The 14,624-nt window shown below is 41.7% G+C and carries 10 protein-coding genes; 2 read left to right on the top strand and 8 right to left on the bottom strand.

The genetic code is table 11. The features are described 5' to 3' along the window. Positions 1-67 precede the first annotated feature (67 nt). Positions 68-283 (top strand): DUF1128 domain-containing protein, encoded by a 216-nt coding sequence (locus MHI08_RS03790; RefSeq protein WP_003214000.1) that lies wholly within the window; start codon positions 68-70, stop codon positions 281-283. A 106-nt stretch (positions 284-389) separates the two neighbouring features. Here the strand turns inward: MHI08_RS03790 and MHI08_RS03785 are convergent, their stop codons facing one another. After that, on the bottom strand, positions 390-908 hold the full coding sequence (locus MHI08_RS03785; RefSeq protein ID WP_024425275.1) for a type 1 glutamine amidotransferase domain-containing protein: 519 nt from the start codon (positions 906-908) through the stop codon (positions 390-392). A 254-nt stretch (positions 909-1,162) separates the two neighbouring features. Here MHI08_RS03785 and MHI08_RS03780 point away from each other — a divergent pair, with 254 nt between their 5' ends. Continuing rightward, the gene (locus MHI08_RS03780) at positions 1,163-5,455 is read left to right on the top strand and encodes a multifunctional 2',3'-cyclic-nucleotide 2'-phosphodiesterase/3'-nucleotidase/5'-nucleotidase (RefSeq protein WP_342500009.1); all 4,293 of its coding nucleotides are present in this window, start codon (positions 1,163-1,165) and stop codon (positions 5,453-5,455) included. 86 nt (positions 5,456-5,541) lie between these two features. Here the strand turns inward: MHI08_RS03780 and MHI08_RS03775 are convergent, their stop codons facing one another. The 7 genes from MHI08_RS03775 to MHI08_RS03745 form a co-directional block, all read right to left on the bottom strand. Then, a complete protein-coding gene (locus tag MHI08_RS03775; protein WP_024425277.1) occupies positions 5,542-5,976 on the bottom strand; it encodes a hypothetical protein in 435 nt (144 codons plus the stop codon). Between the two features lie 70 nt (positions 5,977-6,046). After that, the gene (gene treR / locus MHI08_RS03770; RefSeq protein ID WP_034623146.1) at positions 6,047-6,775 is read right to left on the bottom strand and encodes a trehalose operon repressor; all 729 of its coding nucleotides are present in this window, start codon (positions 6,773-6,775) and stop codon (positions 6,047-6,049) included. 19 nt (positions 6,776-6,794) lie between these two features. After that, positions 6,795-8,495, bottom strand: a complete 1,701-nt coding sequence (treC, locus tag MHI08_RS03765; RefSeq protein WP_212052959.1) for an alpha,alpha-phosphotrehalase — start codon at positions 8,493-8,495, stop codon at positions 6,795-6,797. A gap of 15 nt (positions 8,496-8,510) precedes the next feature. After that, positions 8,511-9,947 carry a PTS system trehalose-specific EIIBC component gene (gene treP, locus MHI08_RS03760; RefSeq protein ID WP_122631765.1) on the bottom strand — a complete coding sequence of 479 codons (1,437 nt, stop codon included), beginning with the start codon at positions 9,945-9,947 and terminating at the stop codon, positions 8,511-8,513. A gap of 170 nt (positions 9,948-10,117) precedes the next feature. Beyond that, the gene (locus MHI08_RS03755; RefSeq protein ID WP_024425281.1) at positions 10,118-10,507 is read right to left on the bottom strand and encodes a DUF1992 domain-containing protein; all 390 of its coding nucleotides are present in this window, start codon (positions 10,505-10,507) and stop codon (positions 10,118-10,120) included. A gap of 179 nt (positions 10,508-10,686) precedes the next feature. Further along, the gene (locus MHI08_RS03750) at positions 10,687-12,411 is read right to left on the bottom strand and encodes a methyl-accepting chemotaxis protein (protein WP_342500008.1); all 1,725 of its coding nucleotides are present in this window, start codon (positions 12,409-12,411) and stop codon (positions 10,687-10,689) included. A gap of 31 nt (positions 12,412-12,442) precedes the next feature. Continuing rightward, complete coding sequence (locus tag MHI08_RS03745) at positions 12,443-14,101, bottom strand: pyridoxal-dependent decarboxylase (protein ID WP_342500007.1); 1,659 nt, start codon at positions 14,099-14,101, stop codon at positions 12,443-12,445. Between the last annotated feature and the right edge of the window lie 523 nt (positions 14,102-14,624).

The following is a 14,624-nucleotide window of genomic DNA, read 5'->3' as shown; positions in this document are numbered from 1 at the left end:
ATTCTTTTGCTTTTCTGTTAAAATAGACATATTATTCAACACATATGCAGGAAAGGACGTGCCGCCCTTGTCAGAGCAAAAAGCGGCTGAAGTCAATCAGCTGATTGAAGACATTTCGCAAAAGTTAAATATGCTGAACATTGGAGTCATCAAAGCCGAGGACTTCAGTCCAGACAAGTACGAAGATATTGAATTTCTACACCAAATGGTGATGAAAAAATCTTCATTCAGCCCAAGTGAAATGCAAGCCATCGCAAGCGAGCTAAAAAACTTAAGAAAATAATCGTGCAAAGGAAACTGGATTCGGTTTACGCCGCTTTCTTCCATCCATGCACAGAAAAAGCCAGCACCCCGCAAAGTGCTGGCTTTGTTTATCCTGTCAAAACTGCTTATTTTGCGAGCAGTTTTAATGATTCACGGTTAAATGCTGGAATGTCATCAGGTGTACGGCTTGTCACAAGCTGATCCTGACAAACAACAACTTCTTCATCTTTGAATTTTGCGCCTGCGTTTTCCATATCTACTTGAATGGATGTATAGCCAGTCGCGCCTCTGCCTTCCAGTGTCTTTGCTGTAATGAGCAATTGCGGTCCGTGACAGATCGCAAATACTGGTTTTTTCTCGTCCATAAATGCTCTTGTGAATTGAACATAGCGGTCATCTGCACGCAGAATGTCTGGTGAGAACCCGCCAGGAATCAGAAGTGCATCGAAGTCTTCAGGCTTCACGTTATCAATGGACGCATCCACTCTCACTTCTGCTTCTCCTTGCTTCCCTTTCACTGTTTTTCCTTTTTCGTTTTCAATGACTGTGATCTCATGGCCTGCATCTTTAAAGGCTTTTGCAGGCTCGGTGAATTCAACATCCTCAAAGTAATCTGTTAATACAACTGCAATTTTCTTACCCATGTAGAAACCCTCCTGCTTGATTATCGTTTACACTACACACTATACCCGGGGACATTGAAATCAAACATCCTATCCCGATCAGATAACCCCTTACGATGAAAATAAGCATTTAGACTTATTTATATTTCCTCAACAAGGTAATTCGTATGATTTATGTTATCTTTACAATAATCTGCAAAAAATAACTACAAAAGTTAACGAAACATTTCTACAATAGGTATTGTGGTCAAAAAAATTAGAAAGGCGGAGATCAGGTGAAGAAGCAAGCACATAGGTCTAAACGAAGGAAAAACCTGTCTATTCTGCTCACTTCCATTATGATGATTAGTCTCATTCTCCCAGCAGTACCTACTCATGCAGCAATAGAAAACGGCGATGCCGTAAAAGTCAGCATCTTAGCCACAACGGATGTTCATGCGAACATGATGAATTACGATTATTACAGCGACAAAGAAACAAATGAATTTGGTTTGGCAAAAACAGCCGAGCTGATTGAAAAGCACCGTTCACAAAATCCAAATACACTCCTTGTTGATAACGGAGACCTGATTCAAGGAACCCCTCTTGGAGAATACGTTTACAAAAATGAAAAAGACAGTATCATCAATCAAACAAAGGTTCACCCCATTATTCATACACTCAACAAACTAAAGTACGATGCAGGAACACTTGGCAATCATGAATTTAACTACGGATTATCATTTCTTGATGGTACTATTGCCGGGGCTAACTTCCCGATTGTCAATGCGAACGTCAAAAAGTTAAATGGAGAACACCGTTTTACGCCTTATGTGATCCAAGAAAAAACATTTAAAGATGCAAACGGAGCTTCCCAAACTGTGAAAGTCGGTTACATAGGATTCGTTCCACCACAAATTATGACGTGGGATAAGAAGAATTTAGATGGACAAGTTCAAGTGCAGGATATCGTCGAATCTGCCAATGAAACCATTCCTGAAATGAAGGAAAAAGGCGCAGATATCATCGTCGCCCTTGCCCATACAGGAATTGAAAAAACCGCTTCACCTAAAGGGTCAGAAAATATGATCTTTGACCTTGCCACAAAAACGAAAGGCATCGATGCGATCGTGTCCGGCCATCAGCACGGCACATTCCCAAGCGCTGAATATAGCGGCGTCGACAAATTCGATGTCTCAAAAGGAACGATCAACGGTATTCCAGTCGTCATGTCAAAAAACTGGGGAAGCTACCTCGGAGTCATTGATTTAACATTAGAGCCTGACGGCAGCAAATGGAAGGTCACAGATGGAACAGGAAAGATTGAATCTGTTGCAGGAGTCACCTCTCAAAACAGCACTGTGAAAGATGCCATTCAAACAACGCATCAAAACACACTTGAGTATGTGAGAAAACCTGTTGGTAAAACAGAAGCAGACATTAACAGCTTTTTTGCTCAAGTGATGGATGACCCTTCTATTCAAATTGTGACAGATGCACAAAAATGGTATGCACAAGAAAAAATGAAGGACACGTCATACAAAAACTTACCGATTTTATCTGCAGGCGCCCCGTTTAAAGCCGGCGGCCGAAACGGTGTGAATTATTATACGAATATCGCAAAAGGAGATTTAGCGATTAAAAACATCGGCGATCTCTACCTTTACGATAACACCGTGCAGATTGTCAAACTGAAAGGCAGCGAAGTAAAAGACTGGCTCGAGATGTCTGCCGGACAGTTTAATCAGATCAAACCAAACGATTCAAATGAACAGCCTATTTTAAACGAAGAATACCGCTCGTATAACTTTGATGTGATTGATGGTGTCACCTATCAAGTCGATGTGACGCAGCCTGCTAAGTACAGCACAACAGGCACTCTTGTTAATGCGAATGCAAACCGCATCAAAAACCTGTCCTACAATGGGAAACCAGTCTCTGACAATCAAGAATTTTTAGTCGTAACGAACAACTATCGAGCTTCTGGCGGCGGGGGCTTCCCGCATCTGACGCAAGATAAAGTGGTGCTTGCCTCAGCTGATGAGAACCGCCAAGTGCTGATGGATTATATTATCGAACAAAAAACCATCAATCCAAGTGCGGATCAAAACTGGTCCATTGCACCAGTCAAGGGCGCAACAGTCACATTCGAATCTTCTCTTTTAGCTAAGCCGTTTGCTGAAAAATCAAGCAGCGTTGATTTTGTTCGTAACGCCAGCACAGATGGTCTCGGCGTGTACAAGCTAGCCTTTAAAGAGGATGGCACAACAGAACCGCCTGCATCAGACAACTGGAATATAACGGTGATGCATACAAACGATACACACGCACACCTTGATGATGCGGCAAGACGTGCAACAAAGATTAAAGAAGTTCGAGCCGAAAGCAAAAACAACATTTTATTAGATGCTGGAGATGTCTTCTCTGGTGACCTATATTTCACAAAATGGCAAGGACTTGCCGACCTAAAACTGATGAACTTAATGAAATATGATGCCATGACGTTTGGTAATCATGAATTTGACAAAGGTCCTTCTGTTCTTCGTCAATTCCTGACAGGTGATGCATCAGATGTAGATGCGAAAAACCGTCATCAATTTGAAAAGCCTGCATTCCCGATTGTGTCATCAAACGTTGATGTCTCTAAGGAAAAACAATTGAGCGGCTTAGTGAAAAAGCCAGCGACATTTAAAGCTGGTGAGAAAAAAGAAGCTGGGATTTACCCATACATCCTGCTTGATGTAAACGGTGAAAAAGTGGCTGTATTCGGCTTAACCACTGAAGACACGGCCATTACATCCAGCAGCGGTCCTAACATTCAATTCAAGGATGCATACAAGAAAGCAAAAGAAACAGTCAACACGATTCAAACAAAAGAAAAAATCAACAAAATCATTGCTTTAACACACATTGGCTATAACCGTGACCTTGAGCTTGCTCAAAAAGTAGACGGTATTGATTTAATCATTGGCGGTCACACGCACACCCTTGTTGAAAAATTAAAGGTCGTCAATAAGAAAGAACCAACGATTGTCGCACAGGTAAAAGACTACGGACAATTCTTAGGAAAAGTAGACGTGGCCTTTAATCAAAAAGGAGTCGTACAGCCAAAGGAATCTTCTTTTGACCTCATCACCATCGATGACTCTGTCAAAGAAGATGCCGATGCAAAAGCGATCCTCGATCAGTACAAGGCAGATATTCAAGATTTAAAAACGGAAAAAGTCGGGTCTACCGATGTCCTCTTAGATGGACAACGCGAGCATGTCCGTGCGAAGGAAACGAACCTTGGGAACTTTATTGCTGACGGTATGCTGAAAAAAGCACAAGAATCTGCTGGTGCTGATCTTGCCATCACAAACGGCGGTGGTATTCGAGGCAGCATTGAAAAAGGAGATATCACATTAGGTGATATTTTAACGGTCATGCCATTCGGAAACACACTCTATGTCGCAGATTTAAAAGGCAGCCAAATTAAGAAAGCACTCGAACAAGGGCTTTCAGGCATTGAGGAAGGCGGCGGCGCATTCCCTCATGTAGCCGGCATTGAATATACGTTTACGCTGAGTAAACCAGCTGGCAGCAGACTCATTGATGTCAAACTGAAAGACCAAAACGGCAAACTAACAGACATTGATGATCAGAAAACATACCGCGTGGCGACAAACGCATTTGTCGGCACAGGCGGAGATGGCTACAGCGTCTTTACAGAAGCTTCTCACGGCGAAGACTTAGGCTATGTTGACTATGAAATCTTCAAAGAGCAAATTGAACAGGCAGACGGCGGGCATATTTCTCCTGTCATCGATCATCGAGTGAAAGAAGTGTTCCTTCCGCGTGCGAAAGGAAAAGGCGCCTATGACATTCAAGATGATGAGAAATTCCAAACGTATGTGCAGCATACAAACAAAGCATTGCTCTATTTAGACAAAGCAAGCGAAGCGAAAAACGTTCAATTGTCTCTATCAAAAGCGCAGGTAGCCGAGCTGAGGAAAAGAGAGCAAGATCCAAACGTCACCATCTATCATGACAAAGTGGGACTCGTATTACCGCTCTCTAATTTGTCCGAAAATAGCGCAGATATATGGATGAAAAAGACGAATAAGGTGAAAAATGCATTAACGGATACGTATGATTTCCAAATCAAACAAGATCAAAAAAAGGTTTCTACCTTTAAAGATCCTGTCACACTATCCTTTACATTAGATGAGCCTCAAAAGGCGAAGAAACCTGGTGTATATTATGTAGACCGCAAGAAAAACCGTTATGCCAAAACAAGTAACGGATCGTTCGAAAATGGGGTCGTATCAGGTCAAACTGAACACTTCAGCGAATATACCGTACTCAACCAAAGCGGGGCAGCTGGAACAACGCCAGATCAAACTATCGGAGACGGCGGAACTTCAGCGCCAGGCGGAGGTACAGGTACAGATCCAAACCAAGATGGAACCGGACTCCCAGGCGGCACACTGCCTAATACAGCAACGATGATGTATACAGCTGTATTGATTGGTGTTCTTATGCTTGCCTTAGGCGGTATCCTATATTACTACCAGCGCAAGCGTACAAGAAAAAATGTATCATCCTAAAAAAGGACAGAGCGTATGCTCTGTCCTCATATTGTTGACAAAGGGCTAAAATGATCTTGATTTTAGCCCTTTGTCTTCTTTTCATCTCAATCTTGGGATAAATAAATCCAATTGCGCTTATCAAATTCTTTCACATTATCTGATCCTATATGACGCAGCATTCTATTGAAGAACGTGATATCATCTTCATCATCGATGGCATATAAATCCTCTTGAACATAATCTCTTATAATAAAATTCGTTAAGTTCGTATTATTCACAAAATCAGCAAAATAATCCTCTACAAGAGTTAAATCCTCTTCACTTAACTTTTCATCATTAATAATTGAAATATGAAACACATTCAAAATCGCTTGTATATCTTCTTCATCCATATAACATAATGGCTCTAGTTTTCGATCTTCTTCCGTAAACGGTTTTCGAGTATCTTCAATAATCACGTAACATAATATTCGATGATCTTTCATCACGCTAAAAATTTCTAAATCCCTTAATTTTAGTGGTCGATTCAGTCTAATCATTTTTCCTCCTATAAATCATGATCTTGTCGTTGTATATCCCCGCTTCTCCAAAAATTGAAACGGACAGAGCCTATGCTCTGTCCGTTTTTTCTCTTCTAGCAAAATCGACGAATCTGAAGCGGTCTAATCGGTGACGGCTTTCTGTGTATTGAAATAGACTCGTATCCTCTAAGAACACATAATTCTTTACCACGACAACATGGTCAAATCCCTTCAAATCAAGGTACTTCGCATCCTCTTCTGTACATGGCTCTACCACAAATTCCTTTTGAGCATAGCTGATCGATACACCGAGTTCTCCCTCAATATACTCGTAGATTGATCCTTCGCATATGTCTTTAGTCAAGACTTCGACATGCTTTTGCAAGAAGTAGTCCTTGTCTAAAATCACTTCTTCCCCGCTAATATTACGAGATCGAATGACTTTCCAAACGTCTGTCTGTTCATCAATTTTCAGCTGAGATTGAATATACTGATCCGGTTTAATTAAGCCAAATTCATGAACCGTTGTGACTGTCTTTCGGCCAAGCGTTTGAGAAAGCTCTTTAAAGCTGACAAGACCTGATACAGGGAACTGCATTTTCTCCCGATTCAGCAATACAGAGCCTTTTCCGCGGATTTTTTGAATATAGCCATTTTGTACAAGAATATTTAATGCCTTTCTCACCGTCTCCCGGGACGTGTCGTACATGATAGAAAGCTCATGTTCTGATGGGAGGATGCCTTTATCCTGCCATTCACCTTGCTCAATTCGTCTTGCGAGCTGATCATAAATCACTCGAAACTTATTCTCTTTCATTTTCCCTCCGCCCCATTTTCTAGCGTTTGGTTAAATGATAAACGATTGACTCATATGGGCGCAACGTAAATCCCTTGATATGTGCCGGCACATCCTCATAATTGGATAACAGGACTTGCCCCTCCATCTCATCTACAGCCTGCACAAGCTCATCAGGAAGCGTAAAGTCCGCCTCCCCTGGATAAAAGTGATTGATCACGAGGAGCTTCTCATCCTTGCTTTCTCTAACATAAGCAAAAATCTTTGGATCTTCTGCTAAAAGTAAGGAGAAGCTGCCATATGTGATCACATCAAGTTCTTTACGCAGTCTGCAAAGGGCTTGGTAATGATAGAAAATGGACGTCCGGTCTTTTAACGCAGCTTCGACCGAAATGTCGTTATGGGCTGGCTCAATCCAAGGTGTTCCTGTTGAGAAACCTGCATTCTTCTCTGAGGTCCACTGCATTGGTGTTCTTGCATTATCTCTTGACTTGACCTGTAAAATGGCGAGTGCTTCTTCCTTTGATTTTCCCTTTTCAAGCATGACTTCGTACATATTGAGTGATTCGATATCACGGTAAGACGAAATGTCCTCAAAGCGAGGATTCTTCATGCCAATTTCCTCACCTTGATAAATATAAGGAGTCCCCTGCATCAGATGAATCGTGGTCGCCAGCATCTTCGCTGATTGCTGATGATACGTGTCATCATCACCATACCTTGAGACGATCCGCGGCTGATCATGATTGCACCAGAACAACGCATTCCAGCCGCCGCCCTCATGCATTTTCGTCTGCCATTCAGACAGAATCGACTTTAATTCTTGAAAATCAAATGGTGCGATCGCCCATTTTTCGCCGTTTGGATAATCCACCTTTAAATGATGGAAATTGAACGTCATATCCAGCTCCTGCCGATCAGGTCTTGTATACCGAATGCAGTCTGCGATATTCGTTGAAGACATTTCTCCAACTGTCATGCTATCGTATTTCGAAAAAACCTCCTGGTTCATTTCATGCAGAAATTCATGAATTCTCGGCCCATCCGTATAGTACATGCGGCCGTCGCCTTGCACAGATTGTCCGGCGTCATCTAAGAAGCGCTGATCCTTTGAGATGTTGTTGATGACATCCAGCCTGAACCCATCAATTCCTTTTTCAAACCAGAAGTGCATGATGTCATATACTTGCCCGCGCACCTCATCCTTCTCCCAATTGAGATCCGCCTGAGTGACATCATATAAATGAAGATAATAATCTCCTGTTACTTCGTCAAACTCCCAGGCTGGGCCGCCAAATTTCGACTGCCAATCATTCGGCGGAGATCCGTCCGCTTTTGGCTCCTTCCAAATATAATAATCCCGGTATGGGTTATCCTTTGACTCACGCGAGGCTTGAAACCACTCATGGAAAATGGATGTATGGTTAACGGCTAGATCCATGATGACTCGTATTCCTCTCTCATGCGCTTCCTTCAGCATGCGTTCAAAATCTGTCATTGTGCCGTACATGTCGTGGATTTTTGTATAATTACTAATATCATAGCCGTTGTCATGCTGCGGGGACTCATACATTGGCGTGAGCCAAATACAATCCGCCCCAAGCTCTTTAATGTAATCAAGCTTTTTCGTCACGCCATTGATATCCCCTGTACCAGAGCCCGTTGTATCTAAAAAGCTCTTCGGATAAATTTGATAGACCACCGCTTTTTTCCACCATGGTTCATTTGATTGCTGATTCAATTTCCTTCACCACCACTAGTTAAGTTCTTCTGAAAAATCCTTCTTCTTTTTTAGTTTTGCATATAAAAGAGTACCGATGAATGGGAGGATGAGTACAATCACCATTCCAATTGCAAATGCACCCCAATATTTCGGGATAATGGAGAAAATTCCTGGAATGCCTCCAACACCAACTGAGCTTGCCAGCACCCCTTGAGAGGCGATAAACATACCGGCTAATCCTGAGCTGATCAGTGCAAAAATAAATGGGAATCGATAACGCAGGTTGACCCCAAACATCGCCGGTTCGGTAATTCCTAAATAAGCAGAAATACTTGATGTCAGCGAAAGTCCTTTTTGTTTTTCATCTTTTAAGACAAACATCATTGCCAGTGCAGCTGATCCTTGTGCGATATTGGACAGTGCAAGCATTGGCCATAGGAACGTGCCGTGCAGCTTTGAGTTAATCAATTGAATATCCACAGCAAGGAACGTATGGTGCATTCCTGTAATGACTAATGCTGCATACAGTCCGCCGTATAATAGACCGCCAAGTGCTGCGAATTGCTGGAATACGGCTACAAGTCCAGATGTTAAAACATTACCGATTGCAAAGGTAACAGGTCCAATGACGATAAATGATAAAAATCCAATGACTAATAACGTAATCGGTGCAACAACTAACAGCTGAATACTTTCAGGTGTCCGTTTTGTGATAAATAATTCGAGCTTTGCAAGTAAATAGGAGGCGACGAGTATCGGAAGAACCTGTCCTTGATAGCCTACCTTCTGCACTTCAAGTCCAAACAAGTTCCAAACAGGAATGTCACCGGTCTTCTCAGCCGCTCCATAGCCCCATGCGTTTAACAAGTCCGGATGTACGAGCATCAGTCCAAGGACCATTCCTAAAAGCGGATTTCCCCCAAACCGCTTCACAGCTGACCAGCCAATTAATGCTGGCAGGAAGGTGAAGGCAGTGCCTGCAATTAAGTTGATCATATTCGCTAAATCAGCCCATGCCGGATACACATCCACAATCGATTTTTGATCGAAGAAAATATCAGGAGCTGTTAAAATATTATTAATCCCCATTAATAAACCGGCTGTGACGATGGCAGGAAGAATTGGTATAAAGATATCCGCAAGCGTTTTCACAGCACGCTGCAATGGATTTAATTTTTGATCAGAGGCACGCTTGACGTCTTCTTTTGTGGCTTCCCCAATCCCCGTCCTTTTGACCATTTCGGCATATACTCGATTGACGACCCCTTGGCCGATAACCACTTGGTATTGACCGTTCGCTGAGAAAGATCCCTTCACTTCATCAATTTGTTCAAGTGCTTTCTCATCCACCTTGCCTTCATCTTTCAGCACAAAGCGCAGCCTTGTTACACAATGTGTCGCTTGATCAATATTTTCTTTGCCGCCGATGGCTTTCACAATCTGATCTGCTGCTGCCTGATAATCAGCCATACTATCCCCTCCGAGATCGTTTTTTTATATAAGAAAAAAGAACCAAAAAACTTGTATATACATGTTACTTTATATTTTATATTTTATATTTGTATATACATGTAGTCAACAACAAAATGTAGCGCTTACATAAAAAAGCTCCCTCAATGTGCTCAGGGAGAGGCAGCGTGTCATCCTCTTTTTTTATGCTCCGTTAATTTCTCGTAGACCTTATTTTTGTAAAAGGAGGAGGCTGGGCGGGCAAAAGTTTGGCGCTTAGATGTAAGTTCATCCAGACGTTTTTGTTTTTCTTCACAGATAAGAGACAGTTTCTTTCTTTCTTCTCCATCTATGCTTGATTGAAGTAATTCTTTGACAGTCATGAGTTCTTTTTTCAGCGCTGTTTCTTCCCCAGCAAATCCGGCATTTTTCATGATGCGGTAGCCCATTCTAAGTTCTTCTGGTACATGAGCAGCATCATCTTTTGGCAGAGGTTTCCCAAAGCCAGATAATCCTTCAAAAGCCCCGTTATCCATCGCTTTTTTGATCCGTTCTTCTGATAATCTCTGCGCAAAATCCATAGCGTTTCTCCTTTCGCCGCAAGTATTTGATTAAGCATAGCAAAAAAGCTGGCTCTCTCACAAGAGCCAGCTTCAGCATCTAGACACTCCCTCGCATTCGGTGTCTATCCTGCGCTCAGGTGCTCGTCCCTTCTTCGCTGAAAAGAGAAAAAGGGCTAAAATATTTTAGCCCTTTCTCGTTATTTATTGTCGACTTTGAAGGTTGAGACCATTTGTGCTAAGTCCTCTGACATGTCAGAGAGCTGTTCAATCGCACTTGAAATTTGCTGCATACCAGCACTTTGCTGTTCTGTTGCTGCCGCCACTTCTTGAGAGCTGGCTGCATGTTCTTCTGATACAACAGAAATTTGCTCAATCGATGTAGAAATCGTTTGATATGCTTGCTCAACTTGCTTAATAGAAGCAAGCAAATTGTTCGTTCTTCTTGAAAACTGAGATACACCGTCGTAAATCAAAGCGAAATTTTGTGACGTGCCTTCCATTTGCTCACGTCCTTCTTCCACTGCTTTACTACTTTCCTCTACACTTTCAAGAACGCGCTGACTGTTTTCCTGTGTGCCGATGACAAGGTCTGAAACGGTTTTAGCCGCATCCGCTGATTGCTCAGCTAACTTGCGCACCTCATCTGCCACAACAGCAAAACCTTTTCCTTCTTCTCCAACACGTGCCGCTTCAATTGAAGCATTCAGTGCAAGCAGATTCGTTTGGGCTGAAATGTCCGTAATAATTGAGATGACACTTTCAATCTCCGTTGAATGAGATTGTAATTCTTCTGCTGCCTGCTTTGAGTTGGTCATCTTGTCATGTAGCATATTCAGATGATCAAGCACATGGTTCACTAATTTTTGACCAGATTCTGACTGCTCTTGTACGTTAGATGAAACAGATTTCATTTCATCAACTTCTTTTGTGACGCCTTCGATTTGCGTATCGATCTCAGCAACGGATGTCGTACAATCCGTGATATTTGCGACAGAATCATTGATTCCTTCACTCATATTCGTCATGGCTTCTGATACTTGCTGCGCACTTTGACTTGATTCAGTCGTCACCGTACGAAGCTGTGAAGACATTTTCGACACTTCACTAGATGAGTTTGAGATTTTCGAAATGAGCTCTTTAATCCGTCCCTGCATCTTTTGGAAGGATGCGGCAAGCTGGCCGATCTCATCTTTACTTTCAACCTCTACCATACCAGTTAAATCACCGTCAGCAATTCGATTCGCTGATTCCATCAAGGAACGTGCTGGTTTTGCAATCTTTCTTCCCATGAAGTATGAGAAGAGTAATCCACCGATAAGCACAATGGCAGATGCCACTGTGATATAGATCATCAACTTCTGCGTTGTTTGAGGCACGACAGACGCATCTAAATCAATGCCTAAAATCCCTGTCAGCTCACCACCTGAATCCTTAATTGGCAAAAAGACTGATTTATGTGTACCAAATGAATCTTTGTAAATATCACTTTTGACCATTTTATCTTCAGAAAGAGCTTGTTTCATCTCATCTGAGAATGCATAATCCTGGTCAAAATCATTGTCTTCTCCAGTTAATACGATAATTCTTTCTTTACCGCCTTTATTAGATAACACGTATAAGTTCTCAAGCGTATGATCTTTTTGAAGCTCTGTGAATTTCGTTTTGATCTCGGCATAAATGGGATCATCCTTCCCGCTAATGCTGAGCACGTTTCCATCGATGTTATCGATTTCTTTTTTGGCGGTATCAATATCTGTTGTTAATCGATAATCAAATTGCTTTAATAACTGTGATGATAAATCCTGGCTGACTAGATAAAAGGTTAGAACGAATAATGCAACGGTTGCGAGTAATGTTACGGTAACGACTGACATGATTTTAGAGGATATCGTGTATCCTCCAAATTTCCTTTGTTTCGCCATTTTTTCCTACATCTCCACTCTCAGATTTGATTTAAGCATGTACATTTTCAAATTGTCCACAAACAGATGCAATCACATCTTTTAAATAAGATACGATATGAGGGATATGCTCTGGTAACGTATAAGGTGAGATGACAAAAAACTTACTAACACTTAGATAGAATTCTTGGCCTTCTTTTGAGTTGACAAGTAAAAACTTCGTTGTATCGCCAAAGAACATCTCGTCTCTTTTCTCTCCAAGTTTTTCAAACAGCATTTTGTTCAATTCATTGTTTCGCTCAATTTCCATTGAAGTCGCTTCGCCAGAAATCTCTTCTTGAAAACGCGGTGAGCCGTCTAGGTAAATTCTAAATAATGTAGCCATTCCGACGTTGTCATCATTCACGACTTCTGCTTGCGGAATTTCTCGACTAAGTGCTTCTCTGAAGGCAAGGTTCACTTCTAAGAATTGACCGAGCAAGCGCTGATAGCCTTCAACCCCAAACGTTAAGAGCACACTCAGCATACTGATCGAGCTTCCCATTCTTGAGCACTCAAGCGTATAACCCGTATGGTATTCACCGTAGCCTCTATGGCCAACATATGGCGTCTCTTGTTCTTCCAGGTCCAAACGCTTTAAGTCAGCAGCGTTTTTCACTAAGAATAAACTGGATGTGTAAGGTGTTTGGCCGAGCTTTTGAAAATCAAAGCACATCGAGTCTGCAAGTGAAAGATGCTGGAATTTCGCTTTGATTTCTTTTAGCATACGAAGAACACCGACTGAGAATTGCAGCGGGTTTTCTGATACATCATACTCGTTAAAGAAAGCAAAGAATCCACCCAGCGCCGAATCTGCATGAATATGCGGCACCTTCAGACCATACTTTTCAGCAATCGCTTCTGCTGTTTCACGTACCCCTTTGACATCATCAATTGCAATGGCATCTGTTGTTCCGGTTGTTGCCACAATATAAACGGGAATCCCGCCACTCTGTGCAACACGTTCCATTTGACAACGCAAATCTTCCATATCCATTGAATGATCTTTATTCGTCTTAATTTTGATTAAGTTGTTTGTGCCAAGTCCTGTTGCTTCCATTGACTTAAATAAGCTGTAATGTGCAGCATCAGAACAAAACGCATAAAGATTTTGTGGAACTCCTTTTCGCAGTGACTCCGGCGCAGCTTTTGCGATCGCTAAACGAAGTCCTGAAAAAATCGCTCCTTGACCTCCCCATGTTGTGTATCCCCCGCTCATATTTGGATCATATCCGATGAGCTTAGACATCATTGAGACCACTCTGACCTCAGCTTCCGCACCTGCTGGTCCATAAACATCCCAAAGGTTGTTTCCGTTTACCAGCATAGCTGTCAGCATGCCTAAAATTCCTGGTGTACTTGCCATTGGCAAAATGTTCGTGAAGAAATACTTGGTGTGGTATGGATGGTTATGTAAAAGCTTCAGTAATTCTTCATTCACAAGTTCCGCTTGCTGGCCGTTCATCGGAATTTGACTTGTTTCGGTGAGCTTTTTGTAAAAGTCCTCCCCACGATTCTTTTCACCTTTAAGGTGTGCACGGTTGGGATCTTTCAGGTCATCGACCCCTGAAATGATCTGCTCCATCAATTTGATGAGTTCTTTACGCTCTCCTGCATTTCCGTCCTCACTCGGAAACCAGTTCTGAACGAGGTTCTCTGCTCGTACAGTCATATACTATCAATCCTTTCAATGGAAGATTTCCTGTCACTGTCTATATCGACCCCAATTCAGAAGTTTATAGTCTCGATATGTTCACTTAAGTATATTTAGATAATTTGTTCACTAATTAAAATAAATGAAACCCTTAAAAAACACATGAAAACCATTATGTTCACGAAACACAAAAATATATTGATATATCGTATAGGAGGAATTTTTATCCATCGTCTTATTCCATTACATGGCTCATTTTTTTTGTTTAACCTGCATAAACATTAATAAACAATGGAAATACTCTCTAAATGACCATTGTAGAAATCAAATTAATTCTTTAGACTTGTATCTTTTTACCTGTTTTATTGATATAGCAACTGGAAAATTGCTGAATTTTCTGTCAATAATAGGTCGATTTTCATAAAAAGTTTTTCGACGGGCGAATATTTTCATTTTCTCTCCTTTTATTACTCGGACAGGCTTGCAAAGGCTCTTCACCGGTTATGACTTTTCTATTTGTGCATTTCGTGGTATATTCTAA

It is taken from the genome of Bacillus sp. FSL M7-0791 (assembly GCF_038627085.1).
GTDB classification, from domain to species: Bacteria; Bacillota; Bacilli; order Bacillales; family Bacillaceae; genus Bacillus; species Bacillus safensis.
This window is presented reverse-complemented; position numbering and strand designations above follow the sequence as displayed.

What these genes read in the sequence shown, in the direction of transcription:
- MHI08_RS03755 (WP_024425281.1), bottom strand. Translation starts at nt 10,507, where the DNA reads ATGGATTTTGCGCAGAGATTATCAGAAGAACGGATCAAAAAAGCGATG.
- MHI08_RS03785 (WP_024425275.1), bottom strand. Translation starts at nt 908, where the DNA reads ATGGGTAAGAAAATTGCAGTTGTATTAACAGATTACTTTGAGGATGTT.
- MHI08_RS03775 (WP_024425277.1), bottom strand. Translation starts at nt 5,976, where the DNA reads ATGATTAGACTGAATCGACCACTAAAATTAAGGGATTTAGAAATTTTT.
- MHI08_RS03750 (WP_342500008.1), bottom strand. Translation starts at nt 12,411, where the DNA reads ATGGCGAAACAAAGGAAATTTGGAGGATACACGATATCCTCTAAAATC.
- MHI08_RS03745 (WP_342500007.1), bottom strand. Translation starts at nt 14,101, where the DNA reads ATGACTGTACGAGCAGAGAACCTCGTTCAGAACTGGTTTCCGAGTGAG.
- treP (WP_122631765.1), bottom strand. Translation starts at nt 9,947, where the DNA reads ATGGCTGATTATCAGGCAGCAGCAGATCAGATTGTGAAAGCCATCGGC.
- treR (WP_034623146.1), bottom strand. Translation starts at nt 6,775, where the DNA reads ATGAAAGAGAATAAGTTTCGAGTGATTTATGATCAGCTCGCAAGACGA.